The sequence below is a fragment of the Cupriavidus sp. MEYA8 genome (assembly GCF_059278825.1).
In genome coordinates this window covers 2,320,658-2,346,011 of record NZ_CM181221.1, presented here as the reverse complement: position 1 = coordinate 2,346,011, position 25,354 = coordinate 2,320,658, and the positions used below count along the sequence as shown (strand labels likewise).

Sequence of the window (25,354 nt, the reverse complement as noted above, 5' to 3'; positions counted from 1 at the left end):
TCCCGACCGAATTCCCGATCCATCAATCAGAAAGCAAAAGGACATCAACCATGAAAATCCTGCAGCCGCCCGACTGGGCGCCCCCGCGTGGCTACGCCAACGGCATGATGGCCGAGATCCAGGCCGGCAGCCGCCTGCTCTTTGTCAGCGGCCAGATCGGCTGGAACGGCAAGTGCGAGTTCGAGACCGACGATTTCGGCCTGCAGGTGGCGCAGGCGCTGCGCAATGTGGTCGACGTGCTGGCCGCCGGCGGGGCGAAGCCTGAACATATCGCGCGCATGACCTGGTATGTGAAGGACAAGGCGGAATATGTCGGTGCCTATGGGGCGATCGGCCAGCACTACCGCGCCATCATTGGCCGGCACTTTCCGGCGATGACGGCGGTCGAGGTGGCCGACCTCGTCGAGCCGCGCGCCAAGGTGGAAATCGAGGTGACGGCGGTCGTGCCGCCGGATGCGTAACGGGGTCTGCACACCGCCGGACCTGGGCGCGGGCACCGGCGGGCCGGGTGCCCGCGGCGGCGCCCGTGTGATGCAAGTCCTTGAAAACTTGAGAAATTGGGTGGCGCGGGATATAATTCGAAAGTTTCGCTTTCAGAACCCTTCACCCTAGCGCCAACCGCTTTCCACCTTCCGCCGCCCCCATCCGCGCCGCCTTTGCCGTTCGCACCTGATGTGATGCAAAGAGCATGCCGCAACCGGATCCGACCGCATCGGCGCAATGCCGCTGCCGACGTCACGGATCCAGCCTGGGAGGCACGAGGCGTCGATTGGTCGGTCACGGGGTGAGTCCAGCAGGAGCCTACCCGTGTTACCGTCTTTTCCGTCCGCCATTCTCGCGCTAGCAGACGGCACGGTCTTTCGTGGCTATTCCATTGGCGCTTCCGGCCATACCATCGGTGAAGTGGTGTTCAACACCGCCATCACCGGTTACCAGGAAATCCTCACCGACCCGAGCTATTCGCGGCAGATCGTCACGCTGACGTATCCGCATATCGGCAACTACGGTGTCAATCCTGAGGATGTCGAAGCCACGAAAGTCCATGCCGCCGGCCTGATCATCAAGGATCTGCCGATCCTGGCCTCCAATTTCCGCAAGGAACACACCCTCGCGCACTACCTGAAGCAGGAAAAGGTGGTGGCGATCGCCGGCATCGATACCCGCAAGCTGACCCGCATCCTGCGCGAGAAGGGCGCCCAGAACGGCTGCATCCTGGCCGGCGAGGACAACGTGCAGAAGGCCATCGACCTGGCCCGCTCGTTCCCCGGCCTGGCCGGCATGGACCTGGCCAAGGTGGTCTCGGTCAAGGAACCGTACGAGTGGACCCAGTCCGAGTGGGCGCTGGGCGAAGGCTACGGCAAGCAGGACAAGCCGCAGTTCCACGTGGTTGCCTATGACTACGGCGTCAAGTTCAACATCCTGCGCATGCTGGCCGAGCGCGGCTGCAAGGTGACGGTGCTGCCGGCCCAGGCCACCGCCGCCGACGCGCTGGCGCTGAATCCGGACGGCGTGTTCCTGTCCAACGGCCCCGGCGACCCGGAGCCGTGCGACTACGCCATCGCCGCCACGCGCGAGTTCATCGAGCGCGGCATCCCGACCTTCGGCATCTGCCTGGGCCACCAGATCATGGCCCTGGCCGTCGGCGCCAAGACGCTGAAGATGAAGGCCGGCCACCACGGCGCCAACCACCCGGTCAAGGACCTGGAGGATGGCCGCGTGATGATCACGTCGCAGAACCACGGTTTCGCGGTCGATGCCGACACGCTGCCCGCCAACGCGCGCGTGACCCACGTGTCGCTGTTCGACGGCACGCTGCAGGGCTTCGCGCTGACCGACAAGCCGGCGTTCTGCTTCCAGGGTCACCCGGAAGCCTCGCCTGGCCCGAACGACGTGGCTTACCTGTTCGACCGCTTCATCCAGCACATGACCGACGCGCGCAAGTAAGCGCGACCGGAACAGCGCTGGACCAAGGGACATCCCATGAACGCCTTCATGCAAACCGCCTTCGGCATCACCGATTTCTGGACCTACCTGCTCGGCACGATCTTTATCGTGCTGCTGCCGGGGCCGAACTCGATGTACGTGCTGTCGGTGGCGGCGCAGCGCGGCGTGCGCGCCGGCTACAAGGGCGCGTGCGGGGTGTTCCTGGGCGATTTCGTGCTGATGGTGCTGTCGGCGGCGGGCGTGGCCTCGCTGCTGAAGGCCAGCCCGGCGCTGTTCTACGTGGTGAAGTACATCGGTGCGGCCTACCTGGCGTGGATCGGCTTCAGCATGCTGCGCGGCGCGGTGCGCAACTGGGCCGCGCGCGGCGATGCGGCCGCGACTGCGCCCGTGGGCAAGGCCGACCAGTCCGACCCGTTCCGCAAGGCGTTGCTGATCAGCCTGCTGAACCCGAAGGCGATCCTGTTCTTCATTTCGTTCTTCATTCAGTTCGTCGATCCGGCCTTCGCCTATCCGGCGCTGTCGTTCTCCGTGCTGGGTGTGGTTGCCCAGCTATGCAGCTTCGCCTACCTGACCACGATCATTTTCGTGGGCGCGACGCTGGCCGATGCGTTCCGGCGCCGCCGGCGCCTGTCGGCGGGCATGTCGAGCGGGGTGGGCGCGATGTTCATCGGCTTCGGCGCCAAGCTGGCCACGGCCACCATGAACTAACCGCAGCGGCGGACAGACTGACATTTTCGAATCCCGACGGATTCCCTGATTACCGGCACGGCCCGCATGCAAGCGGGCCGGCCCATAAAGAGAGCGTGCAATGCCAAAACGCACAGACATCAAGAGCATCCTGATCATCGGCGCGGGCCCCATCATCATCGGCCAGGCGTGCGAGTTCGACTACTCCGGCGCCCAGGCCTGCAAGGCCCTGCGCGAAGAAGGCTTCAAGGTCATCCTGGTCAATTCGAATCCGGCGACCATCATGACCGACCCGGCCACGGCCGACGTGACCTACATCGAGCCGATCACCTGGGAAGTGGTCGAGCGCATCATCGAGAAGGAGCGCCCCGACGCGATCCTGCCGACCATGGGCGGCCAGACCGCGCTGAACTGCGCGCTGGACCTGCACCGCCACGGCGTGCTGGACAAGTACAAGGTCGAGCTGATCGGCGCGTCGCCCGAGGCCATCGACAAGGCCGAAGACCGCCAGAAGTTCAAGGACGCGATGACCAAGATCGGCCTGGGCTCGGCCAAGTCCGGCATCGCCCACTCGATGGACGAAGCCGTGGCCGTGCAGGGCCGCATCGCCCAGGAAACCGGCACCGCCGGCTACCCGATCGTGATCCGTCCGTCGTTCACGCTGGGCGGCACGGGCGGCGGCATCGCCTACAACCGCGAGGAATTTGAAGAGATCTGCAAGCGCGGCCTGGACCTGTCGCCGACGCGCGAGCTGCTGATCGAGGAATCGCTGCTGGGCTGGAAAGAGTATGAGATGGAAGTGGTCCGCGATAAGAAGGACAACTGCATCATCATCTGCTCGATCGAGAACCTGGACCCGATGGGCATCCACACCGGCGACTCGATCACCGTGGCCCCGGCCCAGACCCTGACCGACAAGGAATACCAGATCCTGCGCAACGCCTCGCTGGCCGTGCTGCGCGAGATCGGCGTGGACACCGGCGGCTCCAACGTGCAGTTCTCGATCAACCCGAAGGACGGTCGCATGATCGTCATCGAGATGAACCCGCGCGTGTCGCGTTCGTCGGCGCTGGCCTCCAAGGCAACCGGCTTCCCGATCGCCAAGGTCGCGGCCAAGCTGGCCGTCGGCTACACGCTGGACGAGTTGAAGAACGAGATCACCGGCGGCGCGACGCCGGCGTCGTTCGAGCCGTCGATCGACTACGTGGTCACCAAGGTGCCGCGCTTCGCCTTCGAGAAGTTCCCGCAGGCGGACAGCCACCTGACCACCCAGATGAAGTCGGTGGGCGAGGTGATGGCGATGGGCCGCACCTTCCAGGAATCGTTCCAGAAGGCGCTGCGTGGCCTGGAAGTGGGCGTGGATGGCCTGGACGAGAAGTCGACCGACCGCGACGAGATCGTCGAGGAAATCGGCGAAGCGGGTCCGGACCGCATCTGGTATGTCGGCGATGCGTTCCGCATCGGCATGTCGCTGGAAGAGGTCTACAGCGAGACCGATATCGATCCGTGGTTCCTGGCCCAGATCGAAGACATCGTCAAGACCGAAGGCCTGGTCAAGGCACGCACGCTGGAAAGCCTGTCGGCCGCCGAACTGCGCCACCTGAAGCAGAAGGGCTTCTCCGACCGCCGCCTGGCCAGGCTGCTGAAGACCGACGCCCGCGCCGTGCGCGAAGCGCGCATCGCCCACAAGGTGCGCCCGGTCTACAAGCGCGTGGATACCTGCGCGGCAGAGTTCGCCACCAACACCGCCTACATGTACTCGACCTATGAGGCCGAGCATGGCGAGTGCGAAGCCAACCCGACCGACAAGAAGAAGATCATGGTGCTGGGCGGCGGCCCGAACCGGATCGGCCAGGGCATCGAATTCGACTACTGCTGCGTGCACGCCGCGCTGGCGCTGCGCGAAGACGGGTACGAGACCATCATGGTCAACTGCAACCCGGAAACCGTGTCGACCGACTATGACACCTCGGACCGCCTGTATTTCGAGCCGGTGACGCTGGAAGACGTGCTGGAGATCGTCGCGATCGAGAAGCCGGTCGGCGTGATCGTGCAGTACGGTGGCCAGACCCCGCTGAAGCTGGCACTGGACCTGGAAGCCAACGGCGTGCCCATCATCGGTACCAGCCCCGACATGATCGACGCCGCGGAAGACCGCGAGCGCTTCCAGAAGCTGCTGCAGGACCTGGGCCTGCGCCAGCCGCCCAACCGCACCGCGCGTGCCGAGGACGAAGCGCTGCGCCTGGCCGAAGAGATCGGCTACCCGCTGGTGGTGCGCCCGTCGTACGTGCTGGGCGGCCGCGCGATGGAAATCGTGCACGAGCCGCGCGACCTCGAGCGCTACATGCGCGAGGCCGTCAAGGTGTCGAATGACTCCCCGGTGCTGCTGGACCGCTTCCTGAATGACGCTATCGAGTGCGATGTCGACGCCCTGAGCGACGGCAAGCGCGTGTACATCGGCGGCGTGATGGAGCACATCGAGCAGGCCGGCGTGCACTCGGGCGACTCCGCCTGCTCGCTGCCGCCGTACTCGCTGTCGGCCGAGACCGTGGCCGAACTGAAGCGCCAGACCGCCGCCATGGCCAAGGCGCTGAACGTGGTCGGCCTGATGAACGTGCAGTTCGCTATCCAGCAGAACAACGGTGTCGACACCGTCTATGTGCTCGAAGTGAACCCGCGCGCTTCGCGTACGGTGCCGTACGTGTCCAAGGCCACCGGCATGCAGCTGGCCAAGATCGCCGCGCGCTGCATGGCCGGCCAGTCGCTGGACGAGCAGGGCATTACCGACGAGGTGGTGCCGCCGTACTACAGCGTCAAGGAAGCCGTGTTCCCGTTCAACAAGTTCCCGGGTGTCGATCCGGTCCTCGGACCTGAAATGCGCTCCACCGGTGAAGTGATGGGCGTGGGCAAGACCTTCGGCGAGGCACTGTTCAAGAGCCAGCTGGCAGCGGGTTCGCGCCTGCCGGAAAAGGGCACCGTGCTGATCACCGTGAAGGACAGCGACAAGCCGCGCGCGGTTGCCGTGGCCCGCATGCTGCACGACCTGGGCTACCCGATCGTCGCCACCCGCGGCACCGCGTCGGCCATCGAGGCCGCCGGCATCCCGGTCAAGGTGGTGAACAAGGTCAAGGACGGGCGTCCGCACATCGTCGACATGATCAAGAACGGCGACCTGGCGCTGGTGTTCACCACCGTCGACGAGACCCGCGGCGCGATCGCGGACTCGCGTTCGATCCGTACCTCGGCGCTGGCCAACCGCGTGCCTTACTACACCACCATCGCCGGCGCCAGCGCCGCGGTGGAGGGCCTGAAGCACATGCAGAGCCTGGAGGTCTATGACCTGCAAGGCCTGCACGGCACGCTGGCGTAAGCCACGCTGCACATTGCCATCCCGCCGGGCGCTCGCGTCCGGTCAAAGGGACGGCAAGGCCCGGAAGCCCGCCGGTGTTGATGCCGGCGGGCTTCTTGGCCTAAACTACGTCAAATTCATCGATCGAATCGGCCTGGCACCAGTGCATGCAGTGTGCGGCCCTTCGGTCCTGTCTGAAAGCCGCGGTTGAGCGGAAGTGCCCTGGCAGGTATTGCCAGGATGGCTCCTGCTCCGCTGCGGCTCATTTTTTTGTTGAACGAAGACATGAGCACCATTCCGATTACCAAGCGTGGCGCCGAACTGCTCAAGGAAGAGCTGCAGCGCCTCAAGGCTGTCGAGCGTCCGGCGGTGATCAATGCCATCTCCGAAGCACGCGCTCAAGGCGACCTTTCCGAAAACGCCGAATACGACGCTGCCAAGGAAAAGCAGGCCTTTATCGAAGGCCGCATCCTGGAAGTGGAGTCCAAGCTGTCGACCGCGCAGGTCATCGACCCGACCCAGCTGGATACCGACGGCCGCATCGTCTTTGGCGCGACCGTTGACCTGGAAGACCTGGAGTCCGGCAGGCCGGTCAGCTACCAGATCGTGGGCGATGACGAGGCCGACCTCGACACCGGCAAGATCTCGGTCAGCTCGCCGATCGCGCGTGCGCTGATCGGCAAGTTCGAAGGCGACGTCGCCACCGTGCTGGCCCCTGGCGGCGAGCGCGAGTACGAAGTCATTACCGTCCGCTATATCTGAGGCCGGTCGGGCCGGGTATGGCGCTCGCCCGCCATCCGGCCCCCGGAAAGACCGGCACGTGTTCTCTTCTTCCTATAACAGCCTGCCGCCGCTGCCGCACCGGCTATTCCTGCTGCTGACGGTGGTGTGGGCGGGCAGCCTGTGGACGGTTGGCTACATGGTGGCGCCGACGCTGTTCTCGGTACTGCCCAGCCGCGAGATGGCTGGCATGATCGCAGGTCACCTGTTTCATACCGAAGCCATCATCGGCGTGACCATCGGCGTGCTGCAGCTGGTGCTGTGCAACGTGATGATCCGCCGCGGCGCCAACCGCTATCGCAGCCTGCGCTGGCTGGTGCTCGGCATGCTGTGCTGCGTACTGGTCGGCTACTTCGGCATCCAGCCGTTCATGGGGAGCCTGAAGGAAAAGGCGCAGGCGCTGGGGCTGGGGGTTTCGGAATCGCCTTACCGGGCACAGTTCGGCATGCTGCACGGCGCGTCGAGTGCTTTCTACCTGCTGCAAAGCCTGCTCGCGCTGGTGCTGGTGTGGCGCGCTTCGGCGCCGCGTTCGGCCGGGGAGTGAGTGGAGTGCTGCGGCCACCTGGCGGTGGCCGCAATAGAAGCAGCGGGCGGGATCAGCCCAGGGCCTTCTTCTTCTGGCTGGTCGGCCGCGCGCGCGCGCGCTTGACGTTGCCGCCGGCCGTGACGCGCTCGTTGCCGAGTACGGTCACTTCCTTGCGGGTCGGGCGACGGTTCGGTGCGGCGCTGGGCTTCTTGACCGTCACCGTGCGCGGCGCGGCGCCGCCACGGCGGGCCGGGGCAAGGCGGCCCAGGCTATCCGGCTGGTTTTCCTTCAGGCGTGCCTCGCCCGGGCGCCAGACCACCAGCAGCTTGCCGATGTGCTGGATCGGCGCGGCGTGCAGCGCGTCACAGATTTCTTCGTAGATGGCAATGCGCGCGTCGCGGTCATCGCCGAACACGCGGATCTTGATCAGGTCGTGCGCAGCCAGGCTGCGGTCGATTTCGGCCAGTACGGCGCGGGTCAGGCCCTCGGCGCCGACCATGACGACCGGGTTCAGGGCATGGGCACGGGAGCGCAGTTCGGAGCGCTGGGCGGGAATCAGTTGTAGTGCAGGCATAGGTTGGCGCCGGTGGCGCTGGAGTTTGGTGCGCGGCGGGCCCGGCAGATGCCGGTTCGGCAGGCGGGCGGAGCGCGAATTGGCGCGTATTATCCGTCAATCCGGCACTGTCGGGCGGCAAAATCATCAAAACAGTAGAAAAACCTTGAGCATGCGGCGCACGCCGCGTGCCGGGGCAGGCAACAGGCTGGATCTGGCATGGCAAAGAACAAGTTCAACCATTCGTGGCTGCACGACCACATCAACGACCCGTACGTAAAGATGGCGCAACGGGAGGGCTACCGTGCCCGCGCCGCCTACAAGCTCAAGGAAATCGACGAGCAGGACAAGCTGATCCGCCCGGGGCAGGTCATCGTCGACCTTGGCGCCGCCCCGGGCAGCTGGAGCCAGTACGCACGCAACAAGCTGGCTGCGTCGACCCGGGCCAAGGACGGGAAGATCGACGGCGCGGTGGTGGCGATCGATATCCTGCCGATGGAGCCTGTCGCTGACGTCACTTTTATCCAGGGCGATTTCCGCGAGGAAGAGGTGTTCCGGCAACTCGAAAGCCTGGTGCTGGAAGCCTCCGGCGGCGACAAGATCGACCTTGTTATCTCCGACATGGCCCCCAATTTGTCAGGTGTGGCCTCCGCCGATTCGGCCCGGATCGAGTACTTGTGCGATCTGGCCCTTGAGTTTGCGCAGGCCCATTTGAAGCCGGAAGGCGCATTGCTGGTAAAGTGTTTCCACGGGAGCGGCTACAGCCAGATCGTGGAGAAGTTCAAACGGCAGTTCAAAGTGGTCGCGAAGCGCAAGCCCAAGGCGTCACGCGACAAATCTTCCGAAACCTTTATCCTTGGGCGCTACCTGAAGGCGGTGGATTAACTGAATCCGATCAGGCCAGGGCAAAATAAGAGGGCAAAAGTGCCCCACCCGCGGCTATCGGCGTCATAGTTTCGCTGTTTCCCCCCGAGGGCGGGCGCTGCATTACAATGCAGCTATCCGTTGGCAAGGCAATTGCAAAGGAGTTCGGCCTTGAATAACAACCTGTTTCAAAAGGCGGCAATCTGGCTCGTGATCGCGCTGGTGTTGTTTACCGTCTTCAAGCAGTTCGACAAGCCCCGTGCGCAGGACAGCGTCACCTATTCGCAGTTCATGGATGACGCCAAGAACGGCAAGGTGTCGCGTGTCGACGTGCAGGGCCGCAACCTGGTGGTCTCGCCGAAGGAAGGCGCCAAGTACACCATCATCTCGCCGGGCGACATCTGGATGGTCGGCGACCTGATGAAGTACGGCGTCCAGGTGACCGGCAAGGCGGATGACGAACCCAACGTGCTGGTCCAGGCCCTGTACTACCTCGGACCGACCCTGCTGATCATCGTGTTCTGGTTCTACATGATGCGCCAGATGCAAGGCGGCGGGAAAGGCGGCGCATTCTCATTCGGCAAGTCGCGTGCGCGCCTGATCGACGAGAACCAGAACGCCGTCACGTTCCAGGACGTGGCCGGCTGCGACGAGTCCAAGGAAGAAGTGGTCGAACTGGTCGACTTCCTGAAGGATCCGCAGAAATTCCAGAAGCTGGGCGGCCGTATCCCGCGCGGCGTGCTGCTGGTCGGCCCTCCGGGTACCGGCAAGACGCTGCTGGCGCGTGCCATCGCCGGCGAGGCCAAGGTGCCGTTCTTCAGCATCTCGGGTTCCGACTTCGTTGAAATGTTCGTCGGCGTGGGCGCGGCGCGTGTCCGCGACATGTTCGAGAACGCCAAGAAGCAGGCCCCCTGCATCGTGTTCATCGATGAAATCGACGCGGTCGGCCGCCATCGTGGCGCCGGCATGGGCGGCGGCAACGACGAGCGCGAGCAGACCCTGAACCAGATGCTGGTCGAGATGGACGGCTTCGAGGCCAACTCGGGCGTGATCGTGATTGCCGCGACCAACCGTGCCGACGTGCTGGACAAGGCGCTGCTGCGTCCGGGCCGTTTCGACCGCCAGGTCTACGTGGGCCTGCCGGACATCCGCGGCCGCGAGCAGATCCTGAAGGTCCATATGCGCAAGGTGCCGATCGGCAACGACGTCGACGCTTCGGTGATCGCGCGTGGTACCCCGGGTTTCTCGGGCGCCGACCTGGCCAACCTGGTCAACGAGGCCGCGCTGTTTGCCGCCCGCCGCAACAAGCGCGTGGTCGACATGCAGGACTTCGAGGACGCCAAGGACAAGATCTACATGGGTCCGGAGCGCAAGTCGACGGTCATGCGCGAGGAAGAGCGCCGGGCCACGGCTTACCACGAGTCGGGCCACGCGGTGGTGGCCAAGCTGCTGCCCAAGGCCGACCCGGTGCACAAGGTCACCATCATGCCGCGTGGCTGGGCGCTGGGCGTGACCTGGCAGCTGCCCGAGCATGACAAGTATTCGAAGTACAAGGACAGCATGCTGGAAGAGGTCGCTATCCTCTTCGGCGGCCGCGCGGCGGAAGAGGTCTTCCTCAACGCCATGAGCACCGGCGCGTCCAACGACTTCGAGCGCGCCACCAAGATCGCCCGCGACATGGTGACCCGCTTCGGCATGAGCGATTCGCTCGGCGCCATGGTCTACGTGGATACCGAGCAGGACGGCATGTTCGGCAAGCTGTCTTCGAAGACCGTGTCGGAAGCCACGCAGCAGAAGGTCGACGCCGAGATCCGCCGCATCATCGACGAGCAATACGCGCTGGCCAAGCGCCTGCTCGAAGATAACCGCGACAAGGTCGAGGCCATGACCAACGCGCTGATGGAGTGGGAAACCATCGACGCCGACCAGGTCAACGACATCATGGCCGGCAAGCCGCCGCGTCCGCCGCGCGGTGTGTCGGGCCCGAACGGTGGCGGGAGCACGCCTCCGGGCGGCTCGCCGGTGGCGCCGACCAACGCGCCTGCCACGGCCTGATCGCATCAGCTCGTCGACCTGACGACGCCTGCATGCTGGCTGTGTAATGCATGACCCTGAAGCCGGTGCCTGATGCACCGGCTTTTCCTTTTGCGCGGCCGGGTTCGCGCACCGCTTGATTGAGTATTCAGACCTTGCAGCAGACTCCAGAGACCCGGTATTTCCAGTGCGGACGCTTCCGCTTTGCGCTTGGCCAGCGCCCGCTCGTGATGGGCATCCTCAATGTCACGCCCGACTCTTTCTCGGACGGCGGCCAGCACGCCGGCCGCGACGCCGCCGTGCGCCACGCCGAGCAGATGATCGCCGAGGGCGTGGACATCATCGACATCGGCGGCGAATCCAGCCGCCCGGGCTCGGCCGCGCTGCCGCTCGAGGATGAACTGTCGCGCGTGATCCCGGTGGTCGAGGCGCTGCGCGACTGCGGCAAGCCGCTGTCGATCGACACCTACAAGCCCGAGGTCATGCGCGCCGCGCTGGCGGCCGGTGCCGATCTCATCAACGATATCTGGGGCTTCCGCATGCCGGGCGCGGTGGAGGCACTGGCGGCGCCAGAGGCGGGCCAGGCGGGGCTGTGCGTGATGCACATGCAGCGCGACCCGCAGACCATGCAGGAAGACCCGCACTACGAGGATGTGGTCAGCGAGGTGGCGGATTTCCTGGCCGAGCGGATTGCCGTGCTGCGCGCCGCCGGCATCGACGACGCGCGCCTATCCCTCGATCCGGGGTTTGGCTTTGGCAAGACGCCGGATCATAATCTGCGCCTGCTCGGCCAGTTGCCGCGGATGGCGCTGGAGGGTCTGCCGGTTCTGGCGGGGATCTCGCGCAAATCCACGCTGGGCGCGATCCTGGGCGGGCGCCCGCCACAGCAACGAATTGCCGCCAGCATTGCCGCCGCGGTGTGTGCGGTTGAGCGCGGTGCGTTTATCGTACGCGTGCATGATGTGGAGCAGACCGTGGACGCGGTCAAGACCTGGTGGGCCGTGCGCAATGAGTCCGTCACGGCAGCCTGAACACCCCGTCCACCCGGGGCAGGCGCCGCAGAGCGCCAGGTAGTGCAACGCAGGACAGAACAGAAAGGGAACAGCGAATGACACGCAAATATTTCGGGACCGATGGCATCCGGGGGCGCGTTGGCGAGGCGCCGATCACCCCCGACTTCGTGATGCGCCTGGGCCATGCGGCCGGCAAGGTGCTGGCGCACGGCGCCAAGACCGGGCAGGGCCGCCCGACCGTGCTGATCGGCAAGGACACCCGCATTTCCGGCTATATGCTCGAAGCTGCGCTGGAAGCCGGCTTTACCTCGGCCGGCGTGCACGTGCTGCTGACCGGCCCGCTGCCCACGCCGGGCATTGCCTACCTGACGCGCGCGCTGCGCCTGTCGGCCGGCGTGGTGATCTCGGCCAGCCACAACCCGTACTACGACAACGGCATCAAGTTCTTCTCCGCCGACGGGGACAAGCTGCCCGACGCGGTCGAGGCCGAGATCGAGGCCGCCATCGACGAGCCGATGTTGTGCGCGCCCTCCGACGACCTGGGCCGCGCCCGCCGCATCAATGACGCCCCAGGCCGCTATATCGAGTTCTGCAAGAGCACCTTCCCCCATGAGCAGGACCTGCACGGCCTGAAGCTGGTGGTCGATTGCGCCCATGGCGCCGCCTATCACATCGCGCCGCACGTCTTCCACGAGCTGGGCGCCGACGTGGTCTCGATCGGCAACCAGCCGGACGGCCGCAATATCAACGCAGGCTATGGCGCCACCGCGCCCGCCAGGCTGATCGAGGCGGTCAAGGCCAACGGCGCCGACCTCGGCCTGGCCTTCGACGGCGACGCCGACCGGCTGCAGGTGGTGGATGCCGACGGCCGGCTTTATAACGGCGACGAGCTGCTGTACCTGATCGTGCGCGACCGCCAGGCCAATGGACAGGTGGTGCCCGGCGCAGTGGGCACGCTGATGACCAATATGGCGGTGGAACTGGCGCTGCAGCGCCAAGGCGTGGAATTCGTGCGCGCCAAGGTCGGCGACCGCTACGTGCTGGAAGAGCTGAACAAGCGCAAGTGGACGCTGGGTGGCGAGGGCTCCGGCCACCTGCTGTGCCTCGATCGCCACAGCACTGGCGACGGCATCGTCTCGGCGCTGCAGGTTCTGGCGGCACTGCGCCGCAGCGGCAAGACGCTGGCGCAGCTGCTGGATGGCGTCTCGCTGTTCCCGCAGACACTGATCAACGTGCGTGTGCAGAAGGGATTCGACTGGCAGTCGCACGCTGGCCTGCAAGCCGCGCGCGCCAAGGTCGAGCCGGCCCTCGAAGGCCGTGGCCGGGTGCTGATCCGCGCCTCCGGCACCGAGCCGGTGGTACGGGTGATGGTAGAGGCTGAACAGGCCGAGATGGCCGAGCGCGCCGCGAAGACGCTGGCTGATGCGCTGAGCGCCTGATCCGCCGCAGCGGTGACGCAAACGCCGGGTTCATCCCGGCGTTTTTTCTGGGTATTCTGCAATTAACCGCCGTTACATTGCACCCCCATGAGAGATCGAGGGCGCGTTGAAACCTAAGCTGGCAGCGGCTTTCAAGAAGATTTAAAGATGTCACGGAATTGTCATATGGGGAGCATACAGTTCGTCTTGTCAAAAATTTGTCATTCCCAACCAATGTTCTCTGGAGGACATATGAAGCTGGTCAAGACTGCCGTGGCAGGCATCGTTTCGATGGTCGTAGCGGGTACTGCGTTCGCGGCGGAAATTACCGGTGCAGGCGCTTCCTTCCCGGCGCCCGTGTATTCCAAGTGGGCCGACGCATACAACAAAGCAACGGGCAACAAGGTCAACTATCAATCCATCGGCTCGTCGGGCGGCATCAAGCAGATCGGTGCCAAGACGGTCGATTTCGGTGCCTCGGACGCGCCGCTGAAGGACGAGGAACTGAACAAGCAGGGCCTGGTCCAGTTCCCGACGGTGATCGGCGGCGTGGTGCCGGTGATCAACCTGCAAGGCGTGAAGCCGGGCGAGCTGACCATCACCGGCGAGGTGCTGGCCAATATCTACCTGGGCAAGATCAAGAAGTGGGACGACCCCGCCATCAAGGCGCTGAACCCGCAAGCCAAGCTGCCGAGCCAGGACATCCTGCCGGTGCGCCGCGCCGACGGTTCGGGCACCACCTTCATCTTCACCAACTACCTGTCCAAGGTCAGCGCTGACTGGAAGGGCTCGGTGGGCGAGGGCACCACGGTCAACTGGCCGGGCGGCGGCACCGGCGGCAAGGGCAACGAGGGCGTGGCCGCTTTCGTGCAGCGCCTGAACGGCGCCATCGGCTACGTCGAGTACGCCTACGCCAAGCAGAACAAGATGACCCACGTGAACATGAAGAACGCGTCGGGTGCCGTGGTCAAGCCTGGCGACGATGCCTTCAAGGCCGCCGCTGCCGGCGCGGACTGGAGCAAGAGCTACTACCAGATCCTGACCAACCAGCCGGGCAAGGATGCATGGCCGATCGCCGGCGCCACCTTCATCCTGGTGCACAAGAACCAGGAAAAGCCGGCGCAGGGCGCGGAAGTGCTGAAGTTCTTCGACTGGGCCTACAAGAGCGGCGCCAACATGGCCGCCGACCTGGACTACGTGCCGCTGCCGGAGAGCGTGGTCAACCAGATCCGCTCGACCTGGAAGACCAGCGTGAAGGACGCCTCGGGCAAGGCGCTGTACTGATCTGACGGTATCGCCGGCCCCGCGCTCGCGCGGGGCCGGTGTCGGGCAGCCTGACTCCCGCCCCGACACCGCGGTCCCGCCCAGGCGGGAGCGGCGATCCACCCTGAATTCTCCGACATGGCGACTATCCCCTCCGACACCCGCGGCGTCCAGCCTCCGAGCCGGCTCGGCGACATCCTGTTCGGCGGCCTGACCCGCGGCGCCGCCATCGTGACGCTGCTGCTGCTGGGCGGCATCATCGTCTCGCTGGCGATCAGCGCCTGGCCCTCGATCGAGGCCTTCGGCGCGCGCTTCCTGTGGTCCGCGGAGTGGAATCCTCCTGCCGATGTCTACGGCGCGCTGGTGCCCATCTACGGCACCATCGTGACCTCGCTGATCGCGCTGATCATCGCGGTGCCGGTTAGCTTCGGCATCGCCCTGTTCCTGACCGAGCTGTCGCCCGCCTGGCTGCGCCGTCCGCTCGGCACCGCCATCGAGCTGCTCGCCGCGGTGCCGTCGATCGTGTACGGCATGTGGGGCCTGCTCGTGTTCGCGCCGATCTTCGGCGAGTATTTCCAGAAGCCCCTGGCGGCCACTGTGGGCCAGCTGCCGGTGATCGGCAAGCTGTTCCAGGGCGCGCCGCTGGGTATCGGCCTGCTGTGCGCGGGCGTGATCCTGGCGATCATGATCATCCCGTACATCGCCTCGGTGATGCGCGACGTGTTCGAAGTCACTCCCGTGCTGCTCAAGGAATCCGCCTACGGCGTGGGCTGCACCACCTGGGAAGTGATGTGGAACGTGGTGCTACCCTACACCCGCGCCGGCGTCATCGGCGGCGTGATGCTGGGCCTGGGCCGCGCGCTGGGCGAGACCATGGCTGTCACCTTCGTGATCGGCAATACCAACCTGCTGGACAGCGCCTCGCTGTTCTCGCCGGGCAACAGCATCACCTCGGCGCTCGCCAACGAGTTCGCCGAAGCCGGCGCCGGCCTGCATACGGCCGCGCTGATGGAGCTGGGCCTGATCCTGTTCTTCATTACCTTCGTGGTGCTGGCGTTGTCGAAGCTGCTGCTGCTGCGACTCGCCAAGAATGAGGGCGCCAAATGAGCCAAATGACCCAAGCGAGCCAGGCTGTGTCTTCCGTATCGATCCCCGCCGTCCGTCCCGATGCCGATGCCGTGCGCGCGCGCCTGCAGGCCCGCCGCCGCCGCGTCAACCTGTATGCGCTGACCGCTTCGCTGGTGGCGATGGGCTTCGGGCTGTTCTGGCTGGCGTGGATCCTGTGGACCACCGTCACGCTGGGCGTGGGCGGCCTGTCGCTGGACCTGTTCACGCAGATGACGCCGGCACCCAACACCGCCGGCGGCGGCCTGGCCAACGCCATCTTCGGCAGCTTCGTGATGGTGGGCATGGCCACACTGTTCGGCACGCCGCTCGGCATTCTGGCCGGCATCTACCTGGCCGAGTATGGCCAGCGCTCGCCGCTCGCCAGCTTAATCCGGTTCATCAACGACATCCTGCTGTCGGCGCCGTCGATCGTGATCGGCCTCTTTGTCTACGCGCTGGTGGTGACCCGCATGGGCCACTTCTCGGGTTGGGCCGGCATCTGCGCGCTGGCGCTGCTGCAGGTACCGATCGTGGTGCGCACCACCGAGAACATGCTGAACCTGGTGCCCAACGCACTGCGCGAGGCCGCCTTCGCCCTGGGCACGCCCAAGTGGAAGATGGTGCTGTCGATCACGGTGAAGTCATCGTACGCCGGCATTGTGACGGGCGTATTGCTGGCGGTGGCTCGTATTGCCGGTGAAACCGCGCCGCTGCTGTTCACCGCGCTGTCCAACCAGTTCTGGACCTCCGACCTGAACAAGCCGATGGCCAACCTGCCGGTGACCATCTTCCGCTTCGCCATGAGCCCGTTCACCGAATGGCAGCAACTGGCCTGGGCGGGTGTGTTCCTGATTACGATCGGCGTGCTGGCCCTGAACATCCTGGCGCGCATCCTGTTCCAGAAGAAATAAGCGGCGGGACGACCATCCCACGTTTCGCCCTGAAGACTGCAAGCTGACTGCAAGCGAGAGAACGCAATGACCTCCACCGTCATCGACATTCCTGATTCGGTACGCGCCAAGATCGACGTGCGCAACCTGAACTTCTACTACGGCCAGTTCCATGCGCTGAAGAACATCAACATGTCGATCCCCGACCGCAAGGTCACGGCTTTCATCGGCCCCTCGGGCTGCGGCAAGTCGACGCTGCTGCGCACCTTCAACAAGATGTATGCGCTTTATCCCGAGCAGCGTGCCGAGGGCGAGATCAACATGGACGGCGACAACCTGCTGACCGCCAGGCAGGACATCGCCCTGCTGCGCGCCAAGGTCGGCATGGTGTTCCAGAAGCCGACGCCGTTCCCGATGTCGATCTACGACAACATCGCCTTCGGCGTGCGCCTGTTCGAGAAGCTGTCGCGCTCGGAGATGGATGACCGCGTGGAATGGGCGCTGACCAAGGCCGCGCTGTGGAACGAAGCCAAGGACAAGCTGAACCAGTCGGGCTACGGCCTGTCCGGCGGCCAGCAGCAGCGCCTGTGCATCGCGCGCGGCATCGCCATCCGCCCCGAAGTGCTGCTGCTCGACGAGCCGTGCTCGGCACTGGACCCGATCTCCACCGGCCGCATCGAAGAGCTGATCGCCGAGCTGAAGGACGAGTACACGGTGGTGATCGTCACCCACAACATGCAGCAGGCCGCGCGCTGCTCCGACTACACCGCGTACATGTACCTGGGCGAGCTGATCGAGTTCGGCGAGACCGAGAAGATCTTCATCAAGCCGCACCGCAAGGAAACGGAAGACTACATTACCGGCCGCTTCGGTTGATTAGGCCGATCGTCACCGCAGGGCGTAGCATACCAACAGCGGCCAGGAGAAACCCATGCCAGACAAGCACCTTTCGACCCAGTTCGACGCCGACCTCAACGCGATCAATACCAAGCTGCTGCAGATGGGCGGGCTGGTCGAGTCGCAGATCGAAGTTGCCATGCGCGCGCTGGCCGACTTCGACGCCGACCTGGCCGACCAGGTCATTGCGCGCGAGCAGCAGCTCAACGCGCTGGAAGTCGAGATCGATGCCGATTGCGGCAATATCATCGCCCGGCGCCAGCCGACCGCGCGCGACCTGCGCCTGGTGATGGCCATTTCCAAGACCATCACCAACCTGGAGCGTGCCGGCGACGAGGCGGAGAAGATCGCCAAGCGCACCAAGCACATCATGGAAGACGCGTCGGCGCACAGTATCAACTACGCCGAGGTGAAGCTGTCGGGCGAGATGGCGATCTCGCTGCTGCGCCAGGCGCTGGATGCCTTTGCCCGCCTGGATACCGTGGCGGCCGCGCGCATCGTCAAGGACGACAAGGCGATCGACGAGGAATTCCGCGGCTTCGTGCGCAAGCTCATCACGTACATGATGGAAGACCCGCGCACGATCTCGGTCGCGCTGGATTTCCTCTTTATCGCCAAGGCGGTGGAGCGCATCGGCGACCACGCCAAAAATATCGCGGAATTTATCATTTACATTGTCAAGGGGACGGACGTCCGCCATGTCTCGCGCGAGGACATGGAGCGCGAAGCCCTGAGCTGACCCGCCTGATTGCGGAGAACGATACACATGCCGAGCAGTATTCTCGTTGTCGAAGACGAACCGGCGATCGCAGAACTGATCGCTGTCAACCTGCAGCACGCGGGGCACTATCCGATCCGGGCCTATAACGCCGAGCAGGCGCTGTCGCTGATGAGCGACGTGCTGCCCGACCTGGTGCTGCTGGACTGGATGCTCCCGGGCAAGTCGGGTGCAACCTTCGCCAAGGAGTTGCGGGCCAACGACCGTACCCGCCAGATCCCGATCATCATGCTGACCGCCCGCGGCGAGGAGCAGGACAAGGTGATGGGCCTGGAAGCCGGTGCCGACGACTACGTCACCAAGCCGTTTTCGCCCAAGGAGTTGCTGGCCCGCATCAAGGCCGTGCTGCGCCGCCGCGCGCCGCAGCTGACCGATGACGTGGTGGCGATCAATGGCCTGCGGCTGGACCCGGCCACGCATCGTGTCACCGGCGAGGACGACAGCGGCCCGATCAAGCTGGACCTGGGCCCGACCGAGTTTCGCCTGCTGCACTTCCTGATGACCCATCCGGAGCGCGTGCACAGCCGTTCGCAGCTGCTCGACCAGGTCTGGGGCGACCATGTCTTTGTCGAAGAGCGCACCGTCGACGTGCACATCAAGCGCCTGCGCGCAGCGCTGACCCCGGGCGGCTACAGCAATATGATCGAAACCGTGCGCGGCAGCGGCTACCGCCTCGCGCGCGCCCCCGGCGCCTGACAGGCCGGGCTGGCACGGGGCGACGCCGTTCGCCCCGTGCTACTCCCCACGCTGCTGGCAGGGCGCGGCGAAATCGTGGCACACTCCGTCGCAACCCATGCGGCCGCTGCCGGCCGCTAGCCTGAACCCTGCGCATGAACGTCATCTGGGCCCGTTCCGCGGCCATCCTGATCAGCCTGGTGGTGGTAGCCGCCGGCGTTTACCTGGCCCTCGGTCCGCTCGCCGCGCTGGCACTGGCCTGTGCGGTGCTGTTCGGGCTGCTTTGCTTCTACCTGTACCAGATCAACCGCCTGTGGAAAGTGCTCGACGCGCCCGTCTACGGCGAGATCCCGAGCGCCGTGGGCCTGTGGGGCGAGGTGTATTACCGGCTGCACCGTCTGGTCAAGCGCTGGCGCACGCAGGTACTGCAGGTCGAGCAGCAGCACACCCGCTTTATCCAGGCGATCCAGGCCTCGCCCAACGGCGTGCTGATGCTGGACGATGCCGACCAGATCGAATGGTGCAACGACGTGGCCGAGCAGCACTTCGGCCTGAACGCGCGCCGCGACGTGCGCCAGCGCATCACGCACCTGATCCGCCGGCCCGAATTCGTCCACTACCTGACGCGGCAGCGCTTCGACGATCCGCTGGTGATGCGCGACATGGGCACACACAAGCACAGCGTGATCGCGGTCCAGATCCTGCCCTACGGCGATAACCGCAAGTTGGTGATCACGCAGGACATCACCAAGCTGGAAAACACCGAGGCGATGCGCCGCGACTTCGTCGCCAACGTTTCGCATGAACTCAAGACGCCGCTGACGGTGCTAACCGGTTTCCTGGAAACCGTGCGCGACCTGCCGGTGTCGGACGACGATCGCCGCCGCTATGTCGACATGATGCTGGTGCAGTCGATGCGCATGCAGAGCATCGTCGAAGACCTGCTGGCGCTGGCAAAACTTGAAAGCGATGCGCAGCCGCCGGGTAACGACATGGTCGCCGTGCAGGCAATGGTTGCGCACCTGATGCATGATGCCGAAGCGCTGTCGCAAGGCCGGCACAGGATTACGGCCGAGATCGACCCCACGGTGGGATTCCGCGGCGCGGAGACCGAGCTGTTGTCGGCGCTGGGCAACCTGGTGTCCAACGCAGTGCGCTACACGCCGGACGGCGGGCGCATCTCGTTGCGGCTGGGCTGGGAAGAGGGCCATGCCGTGTTCTCCGTGGCCGACACCGGGCTTGGCATTGCCGCCGAGCATATCCCGCGGCTGACCGAGCGCTTCTACCGCGTCGACCGCAGCCGTTCGCGCGATACCGGCGGCACCGGGCTGGGCCTGGCCATCGTCAAGCATGTGCTGTCGCGCCACCATGCCGACCTGCGCGTGACCAGCGAGGAAGGGCGCGGCAGCGTGTTCCGCATCATCTTCCCGCTGGAGCGCAGCGTGCGCAGCCTGAGCGACGCGGCCGCCGCCGTGCCGGCATCGCCGCAGGCGCCGGATTCTTCGCGCCGGGCCGCCTGAGCGGACTGCCTCGCCGGTCCACCAAAGCAACAAGCCCCGCTTGGCGGCCGCCATGACGGGGCTTGTTGCTTTTCAGGCAGCATTCACGGATTGCCGCCGAACATCGCCAGCATGTCGTTCTGGCTGACGCGCGGATGCCTGGAACGCGTCTGCTTGCGCACGTAGTTGCCGTCTGGCTGCATGATCCACGCGGAAGCATTGTCGCGCAGGTGCACCTGCAGGCTTTCCTTGATCACGCGCGCCTTCAGCGCCTTGTCCAGCACTGGGAAGGCTACCTCGACGCGGCGGAACAGGTTGCGATCCATCCAGTCGGCGCTGGACAGGTACAGCACCTCTTCGCCGCCCGCGCGGAAATAATAGACGCGATGGTGTTCCAGGAACCGCCCGACGATCGACCGCACCGAGATGTTCTCGGACATGCCCGGCACGCCTGGCATTAGCGCGCAGACGCCGCGCACGATCAGGTCGATCTTCACGCCCGCGCGCGAGGCCTTGTACAGCTCGTCGATGATCGACGCCTCCAGCAGCGCATTCATCTTGGCGATGATCCGGGCCGGCTTGCCGGCGCGCGCGTTGCGGGCCTCGGCGCGGATATGCTCGACCAGGTTGGTCTGCATGGTGAACGGAGATTGCCACAGGTGGTTCAGCCGGATCGTGCCGGCGGTGCCGGTCAGCAGCTGGAACACGTGGTGCACGTCTTCGCAGATCGCCTCGTCGGCGGTCAGCAGCCCGAAGTCGGTATAGAGGCGTGCGGTGCGCGGATGGTAGTTGCCCGTGCCCAGGTGCGCGTAGCGGCGCAGCTTGACCTGCTTGGCCTTGGGACCGGTTGGCTCGCGGCGCACGATCAGCAGCATCTTGGCGTGGCACTTGTGGCCGACCACGCCATAGATCACGTGCGCGCCGGCCGATTCCAGCCGCTCGGCCCAGTTGATATTGGTCTCTTCGTCGAAGCGCGCGAGCAGCTCCACCACCACCGTGACTTCCTTGCCGTTGCGCGCGGCGGTCATCAGCGCTTCCATCACCAGCGACTCGTTGCCGGTGCGGTACACGGTCTGCTTGATCGCGACCACGTTGGGATCGGCGGCGGCCAGCTGCAGCAGGTCGAGCACCGAGCTGAAGCTCTCGTACGGGTGGTGCAGCAGCACGTCCTGCTGGCGCATCACGTCGAACATCGAGGCCCCCGTGGCAAACGCCTTCACCGGCGCCGGCACATAGGGCGGGTACTTGAGGGCGGGGCGATCGACCATGTCGGGGATCTGCATCAGCCGCGCCAGGTTCACCGGGCCGGAGACACGGTACAGGTCCTGCTCGCTCAGGCCCGATTCCAGCAACAGCCGGCGCGCCAGCGGCGTCGGCGTATCGGAGGACACCTCCAGCCGCACCGTGTCGCCGAAATGACGCGTCGGCAGTTCGCCCTGCAGCGCTTCGCGCAGGTCGGTGATCTCGTCCTCGGAAACGAACAGATCGGAATTGCGCGTGACGCGGAACTGGTAGCAGCCGTGCACCGCGATCGCCGGGAACAACTCATGCACAAAGCCCTGCATGAACGACGACAGCATCACGAAGCCGAACGGGTAGCCCGACAGCTTCTCCGGCATCTTCACCACGCGCGGCAGCGCGCGCGGCGCCTGCACGATGGCAAGGTCGGCCTCGCGGCCGAAGGCATCCTTGCCGGACAGCTCGACCACGAAGTTCAGGCTCTTGTTGAGCACGCGCGGGAAGGGGTGGGCGGGGTCCAGCGCGATCGGCGTCAGCACCGGCGCCAGCTCGCGCTGGAAGAACTCGCGCGCCCATTCGCGCTGCGCGTCGGTCCAGGTCGTGGTCAGGTGGAAAAAGACACCTTCTTTTTCAAGTAGTGGAAAAATGGTGTTCTGCAGCATGTCATACTGCGAAGCCACAAGCCGCTGCGTGCGCTCGGTGACAAGCTGGTAAGTCTGCTGGAAGGACAAACCGTCCGGCGTCAGCCCCGAAGCGTTGTCGCGCATCTGTTCCTTCAGGCCCGCCATGCGGATTTCAAAGAACTCGTCCAGATTGCTGGACACGATGCAGATAAACTTCAACCTCTCCAGCAGCGGTACCTTGGGGTCCGCGGCTTGCGCCAACACGCGGGCATTGAATTCCAGGATGCCCAGCTCGCGGTTGAGCAGCGTGCTGGACGGCGTCGTCGACATGGTCATGACCTTCTTTTGGTAATGTGGCGACTTTTTCATAAAATCGTGTCACTTTTATGACAGTTTGATTTTGTCATGAGGCGGACATGACACGGACATATTTTTGCGGGGCGCGTGCGCCGGCGGCGGGACACCTAGCCTGGACCGGGCCACGCAACACGAACGCGAACCAGCTCTCTAGCACACGATGAACAACACTCCACGCCTGCTCGCCGCCGTCGACATGGGCTCGAACAGTTTCCGCCTGATGATCGGGCGGGTGGACGAGACCACCACGGCCAACGGCACCGCGAGCCAGATCTTCCAGGTCGACGCCCTGCGTGAGCCTGTGCGGCTGGCGGCTGGCCTGACGCCCGACAAGTACCTGGACCAGCCCGCGCGCCGGCGCGGCATCGATGCGCTGCGGCGCTTCGGCGACCGCCTGCGCGACTTTGCGCCCGACCAGGTGCGTGCGGTCGCCACCAATACGCTGCGCGTCGCCAAGAATGCATCCGAGTTCCTGATCGAGGCCGAGAACGCGCTCGGCTTCCCGATCGAAGTCATCGCCGGGCGCGAAGAAGCGCGGCTGATCTACCTGGGCGCCTCGCACGATGCGCCGGCCTGCCAGGGCAACCGGCTGGTGGTGGACATCGGCGGCGGCTCGACCGAATTCATCATTGGTAGCGGCTACCAGTCCAAGCTGATGGAAAGCCTGTACATCGGCTGCGTATCGCATAGCCGGCAGTTCTTCCCCAGCGGCAACGTCGACGAATACGCGATGAAGCAGGCCGAGCTGGCCGCGCGCCGCGAGATCCAGGTGCTGGTGCGCCAGTACCGCGCCGCCGGCTGGCAGCAGGCGGTCGGTTCGTCCGGTACGGCGCGCGCGCTGGCCGAGCTGATCGAGCTCAACGGCATGAACGACAACCCGGCTGACCACGGCATCACGCGCGAAGGGCTGGAGCGGCTCAAGCGCGCGCTGATCAAGGCCGAGAACACCAACCGCGTCAAGCTTACCGGGCTGAAGGCGGACCGCATCCCGGTGCTGCCGGGCGGGTTGTCGATCATGCTGGGCGTGTTCGCCGAGCTCGACATCGACCGCATGGACGTCACCGACGGCGCGTTGCGCCTGGGCGTGCTCTACGACCTGCTGGGGCGCAGCCACCATGAGGACATGCGCACCGTCACGGTCGACCAGTTCATGCGCCGCTACGGCGTCGACCGTGCCCAGGCGGGGCGCGTGCGCGGTACCTCGCAGGCGCTGCTGTCCCAGTTCCCGGATCCCGCCAACGAACGGCGCGATGACAACCTGGCGCTGCTGGGCTGGGCTGCGAGTCTGCATGAGATCGGCATGTCGATCTCGCACAGCGGCTACCACAAGCATTCGGCGTATATCGCCACGCATGCGGACATGCCGGGCTTTTCCAAGACCGACCAGGCGCGGCTGGCCACGCTGCTGCTGGGGCATGCGGGCAAGCTTGGCAAGCTGTCGGGCAGCGGCAAGTTCGTCGACTGGCGCATGCTGTTCAGCCTGCGCCTGGCCTTCGTGCTGTGCCGGCGCCGTTCGGACGTCGGCTCGCCCGATATCCGCGTCAGCCAGCTCGCCGAGGCGCTCGACGAGGGCTTCGAGGTGCGCCTGCCCAAGATGTGGATCGAGGCCAATCCACTGATCGAATACAGCCTCGCGCAGGAGGCCGACGAATGGCAGCGGATCGGCAAGCGCTACAAGGTCGTCTACGACTGACCAACGGCTGAGCGCGGAAGAAGGGGCCGCCGCTCGGGCGGCCCCGATCATACGGCCTGGTTCAGGCCGAGGAAGTGGCGGGCGTAGCGCGGGTTCATGTCGTTCACGCGCAGCAGCGTCAGGAAGTCGGCCACGTTGAAATCCGGATCCCAGGCCGGCTGGCCGCAGATCTTTGCCCCGAGGCGCAGGTAGCCCTTGATCAGCGCGGGCGGCTCGACCTCGAGCTGCTGGTTCAGGTCCTCGACCGGCAGCGGCAGGCGCGGGAAGGCATGGTATTCGATCGGTGCCAGGTAGCGCTCGCTGAACAACCGGTGCAGGCTGGCAGCATAGTGGCCGCCGTCGCTCATCGGCACGCTGGCGCAGCCCAGCATCGACTCGATGCCCCAGCGCTGCAGGTACTCGCCCAGCCCGCCCCACAGCGCCATGATGACGCTGCCCGAGCGATAGTCGCGGTGCACGCAGGAGCGGCCCAGTTCCAGCATCTTGGGGCGCAGGTGGGACAGGCGCACCAGGTCGAATTCCGATTCCGCGTAGAGGCAGCCCAGGCGCTTGGCCTGGTGCGGCAGCAGCACGCGATAGGTGCCGACCACGCGCAGCGTGGCCATGTCGCGCACGATCAGGTGGTCGCAGTAGCCATCGAACATGTCGATGTCCAGCTCCGGCACCGAAGACGTCAGGCGTGCGCCCATCTCCTCGGCGAACACCTTGTAGCGCAGGCGCTGCGCCTCGACTACTTCGTCCTGGTGGCGCGCCCACGCCACGCTGAGAGCAGGCGACTCACTTGCCTTATCCGATTGGCGATGAAGACGGCTCCGCGCCGTCTGGCAGGCAAGGCCATTGGGCAAAGAGTCAAAAAGCGGCTGGGTCGGCGTGGGGAGGTCTCGCATCAGTATGTCCTTTTGGTGACGAAACTGTTGCGATGCAATGTAGTGAGCCGCGGTGACATTGCCGTGACCTGGCGATGACGCTTCCGTGACGTCCGGCGAGGTGCTGGTGCTGGTGCCGGTGGCGCCGTTGCGCGACCGGCCAGCTTCGGGGGATGGTTCTGCCGGCGCGCCTGCGGGTTGGCGGGGAAGATGGGGGTCCGACGGGCAATCCATGGAAATCTCCGTGACACCTGTGGTCGAAGCCCATGCCTGGCATGGCGAGGGCGGCGCGGCCAGAG

General features: G+C 65.4%; 21 protein-coding genes. 18 read left to right on the top strand and 3 right to left on the bottom strand.

Going from position 1 to position 25,354, the window contains the following annotated elements:
* The first annotated feature begins 50 nt into the window (after positions 1–50).
* The 6 genes from AC5WJ1_RS10815 (at position 51) to AC5WJ1_RS10790 (ending at position 7,304) form a co-directional block, all read left to right on the top strand.
* Positions 51–461 carry a RidA family protein gene (locus AC5WJ1_RS10815; protein WP_133096088.1) on the top strand — a complete coding sequence of 137 codons (411 nt, stop codon included), beginning with the start codon at positions 51–53 and terminating at the stop codon, positions 459–461.
* A 346-nt stretch (positions 462–807) separates the two neighbouring features.
* Complete coding sequence (carA, locus tag AC5WJ1_RS10810) at positions 808–1,944, top strand: glutamine-hydrolyzing carbamoyl-phosphate synthase small subunit (protein WP_133096089.1); 1,137 nt, start codon at positions 808–810, stop codon at positions 1,942–1,944.
* Between the two features lie 36 nt (positions 1,945–1,980).
* Positions 1,981–2,652 (top strand): leucine efflux protein LeuE, encoded by a 672-nt coding sequence (gene leuE / locus AC5WJ1_RS10805; RefSeq protein WP_133096090.1) that lies wholly within the window; start codon positions 1,981–1,983, stop codon positions 2,650–2,652.
* A 100-nt stretch (positions 2,653–2,752) separates the two neighbouring features.
* Positions 2,753–6,001, top strand: coding sequence for a carbamoyl-phosphate synthase large subunit (gene carB / locus AC5WJ1_RS10800; RefSeq protein ID WP_133096091.1), 3,249 nt, complete (start codon positions 2,753–2,755; stop codon positions 5,999–6,001).
* 264 nt (positions 6,002–6,265) lie between these two features.
* The gene (gene greA / locus AC5WJ1_RS10795) at positions 6,266–6,742 is read left to right on the top strand and encodes a transcription elongation factor GreA (protein WP_063238187.1); all 477 of its coding nucleotides are present in this window, start codon (positions 6,266–6,268) and stop codon (positions 6,740–6,742) included.
* A gap of 58 nt (positions 6,743–6,800) precedes the next feature.
* A complete protein-coding gene (locus AC5WJ1_RS10790; protein WP_133096092.1) occupies positions 6,801–7,304 on the top strand; it encodes a DUF4149 domain-containing protein in 504 nt (167 codons plus the stop codon).
* 52 nt (positions 7,305–7,356) lie between these two features.
* Here the strand turns inward: AC5WJ1_RS10790 and AC5WJ1_RS10785 are convergent, their stop codons facing one another.
* On the bottom strand, positions 7,357–7,860 hold the full coding sequence (locus AC5WJ1_RS10785) for a YhbY family RNA-binding protein (RefSeq protein ID WP_133096093.1): 504 nt from the start codon (positions 7,858–7,860) through the stop codon (positions 7,357–7,359).
* A gap of 198 nt (positions 7,861–8,058) precedes the next feature.
* Between AC5WJ1_RS10785 and AC5WJ1_RS10780 the strand changes: the two genes are divergently transcribed.
* The 11 genes from AC5WJ1_RS10780 (at position 8,059) to phoR (ending at position 20,298) form a co-directional block, all read left to right on the top strand.
* The gene (locus AC5WJ1_RS10780) at positions 8,059–8,724 is read left to right on the top strand and encodes an RlmE family RNA methyltransferase (protein WP_133096094.1); all 666 of its coding nucleotides are present in this window, start codon (positions 8,059–8,061) and stop codon (positions 8,722–8,724) included.
* 150 nt (positions 8,725–8,874) lie between these two features.
* The gene (ftsH, locus tag AC5WJ1_RS10775) at positions 8,875–10,758 is read left to right on the top strand and encodes an ATP-dependent zinc metalloprotease FtsH (protein WP_133096095.1); all 1,884 of its coding nucleotides are present in this window, start codon (positions 8,875–8,877) and stop codon (positions 10,756–10,758) included.
* Between the two features lie 134 nt (positions 10,759–10,892).
* On the top strand, positions 10,893–11,768 hold the full coding sequence (folP, locus tag AC5WJ1_RS10770; protein WP_135705533.1) for a dihydropteroate synthase: 876 nt from the start codon (positions 10,893–10,895) through the stop codon (positions 11,766–11,768).
* A 77-nt stretch (positions 11,769–11,845) separates the two neighbouring features.
* The gene (glmM, locus tag AC5WJ1_RS10765) at positions 11,846–13,189 is read left to right on the top strand and encodes a phosphoglucosamine mutase (protein WP_133096097.1); all 1,344 of its coding nucleotides are present in this window, start codon (positions 11,846–11,848) and stop codon (positions 13,187–13,189) included.
* Between the two features lie 231 nt (positions 13,190–13,420).
* The gene (gene pstS, locus AC5WJ1_RS10760) at positions 13,421–14,452 is read left to right on the top strand and encodes a phosphate ABC transporter substrate-binding protein PstS (RefSeq protein ID WP_133096098.1); all 1,032 of its coding nucleotides are present in this window, start codon (positions 13,421–13,423) and stop codon (positions 14,450–14,452) included.
* 117 nt (positions 14,453–14,569) lie between these two features.
* A complete protein-coding gene (gene pstC / locus AC5WJ1_RS10755) occupies positions 14,570–15,538 on the top strand; it encodes a phosphate ABC transporter permease PstC (protein WP_133096099.1) in 969 nt (322 codons plus the stop codon).
* A 5-nt stretch (positions 15,539–15,543) separates the two neighbouring features.
* A complete protein-coding gene (pstA, locus tag AC5WJ1_RS10750; protein ID WP_135706291.1) occupies positions 15,544–16,449 on the top strand; it encodes a phosphate ABC transporter permease PstA in 906 nt (301 codons plus the stop codon).
* 66 nt (positions 16,450–16,515) lie between these two features.
* A complete protein-coding gene (gene pstB, locus AC5WJ1_RS10745) occupies positions 16,516–17,304 on the top strand; it encodes a phosphate ABC transporter ATP-binding protein PstB (RefSeq protein WP_022535815.1) in 789 nt (262 codons plus the stop codon).
* 55 nt (positions 17,305–17,359) lie between these two features.
* Positions 17,360–18,064, top strand: a complete 705-nt coding sequence (gene phoU, locus AC5WJ1_RS10740; RefSeq protein ID WP_029046387.1) for a phosphate signaling complex protein PhoU — start codon at positions 17,360–17,362, stop codon at positions 18,062–18,064.
* 27 nt (positions 18,065–18,091) lie between these two features.
* Entirely contained in the window at positions 18,092–18,799 is a 708-nt protein-coding gene (phoB, locus tag AC5WJ1_RS10735) for a phosphate regulon transcriptional regulator PhoB (RefSeq protein ID WP_133096101.1), read from the top strand.
* Between the two features lie 134 nt (positions 18,800–18,933).
* Positions 18,934–20,298, top strand: a complete 1,365-nt coding sequence (gene phoR, locus AC5WJ1_RS10730) for a phosphate regulon sensor histidine kinase PhoR (protein WP_135705532.1) — start codon at positions 18,934–18,936, stop codon at positions 20,296–20,298.
* A gap of 83 nt (positions 20,299–20,381) precedes the next feature.
* On the opposite strand, the gene ppk1 is transcribed toward phoR, so the two are convergent.
* Complete coding sequence (gene ppk1, locus AC5WJ1_RS10725; RefSeq protein ID WP_240745998.1) at positions 20,382–22,469, bottom strand: polyphosphate kinase 1; 2,088 nt, start codon at positions 22,467–22,469, stop codon at positions 20,382–20,384.
* A 187-nt stretch (positions 22,470–22,656) separates the two neighbouring features.
* On the opposite strand from ppk1, the gene ppx reads away from it, so the two are divergent.
* Positions 22,657–24,189 carry an exopolyphosphatase gene (gene ppx / locus AC5WJ1_RS10720; protein WP_133096104.1) on the top strand — a complete coding sequence of 511 codons (1,533 nt, stop codon included), beginning with the start codon at positions 22,657–22,659 and terminating at the stop codon, positions 24,187–24,189.
* A 47-nt stretch (positions 24,190–24,236) separates the two neighbouring features.
* Here the strand turns inward: ppx and AC5WJ1_RS10715 are convergent, their stop codons facing one another.
* Positions 24,237–25,076 (bottom strand): GNAT family N-acetyltransferase, encoded by an 840-nt coding sequence (locus tag AC5WJ1_RS10715; RefSeq protein ID WP_135705531.1) that lies wholly within the window; start codon positions 25,074–25,076, stop codon positions 24,237–24,239.
* Positions 25,077–25,354 lie beyond the last annotated feature (278 nt).

What these genes read in the sequence shown, in the direction of transcription:
- ppk1 (WP_240745998.1), bottom strand. Translation starts at nt 22,469, where the DNA reads ATGTCGACGACGCCGTCCAGCACGCTGCTCAACCGCGAGCTGGGCATC.
- pstC (WP_133096099.1), top strand. Translation starts at nt 14,570, where the DNA reads ATGGCGACTATCCCCTCCGACACCCGCGGCGTCCAGCCTCCGAGCCGG.
- pstA (WP_135706291.1), top strand. Translation starts at nt 15,544, where the DNA reads ATGACCCAAGCGAGCCAGGCTGTGTCTTCCGTATCGATCCCCGCCGTC.
- phoU (WP_029046387.1), top strand. Translation starts at nt 17,360, where the DNA reads ATGCCAGACAAGCACCTTTCGACCCAGTTCGACGCCGACCTCAACGCG.
- glmM (WP_133096097.1), top strand. Translation starts at nt 11,846, where the DNA reads ATGACACGCAAATATTTCGGGACCGATGGCATCCGGGGGCGCGTTGGC.
- ppx (WP_133096104.1), top strand. Translation starts at nt 22,657, where the DNA reads ATGAACAACACTCCACGCCTGCTCGCCGCCGTCGACATGGGCTCGAAC.
- leuE (WP_133096090.1), top strand. Translation starts at nt 1,981, where the DNA reads ATGAACGCCTTCATGCAAACCGCCTTCGGCATCACCGATTTCTGGACC.
- AC5WJ1_RS10780 (WP_133096094.1), top strand. Translation starts at nt 8,059, where the DNA reads ATGGCAAAGAACAAGTTCAACCATTCGTGGCTGCACGACCACATCAAC.
- pstB (WP_022535815.1), top strand. Translation starts at nt 16,516, where the DNA reads ATGACCTCCACCGTCATCGACATTCCTGATTCGGTACGCGCCAAGATC.
- AC5WJ1_RS10815 (WP_133096088.1), top strand. Translation starts at nt 51, where the DNA reads ATGAAAATCCTGCAGCCGCCCGACTGGGCGCCCCCGCGTGGCTACGCC.
- AC5WJ1_RS10715 (WP_135705531.1), bottom strand. Translation starts at nt 25,076, where the DNA reads ATGCGAGACCTCCCCACGCCGACCCAGCCGCTTTTTGACTCTTTGCCC.
- greA (WP_063238187.1), top strand. Translation starts at nt 6,266, where the DNA reads ATGAGCACCATTCCGATTACCAAGCGTGGCGCCGAACTGCTCAAGGAA.
- phoB (WP_133096101.1), top strand. Translation starts at nt 18,092, where the DNA reads ATGCCGAGCAGTATTCTCGTTGTCGAAGACGAACCGGCGATCGCAGAA.
- carB (WP_133096091.1), top strand. Translation starts at nt 2,753, where the DNA reads ATGCCAAAACGCACAGACATCAAGAGCATCCTGATCATCGGCGCGGGC.
- pstS (WP_133096098.1), top strand. Translation starts at nt 13,421, where the DNA reads ATGAAGCTGGTCAAGACTGCCGTGGCAGGCATCGTTTCGATGGTCGTA.
- phoR (WP_135705532.1), top strand. Translation starts at nt 18,934, where the DNA reads ATGAACGTCATCTGGGCCCGTTCCGCGGCCATCCTGATCAGCCTGGTG.
- AC5WJ1_RS10785 (WP_133096093.1), bottom strand. Translation starts at nt 7,860, where the DNA reads ATGCCTGCACTACAACTGATTCCCGCCCAGCGCTCCGAACTGCGCTCC.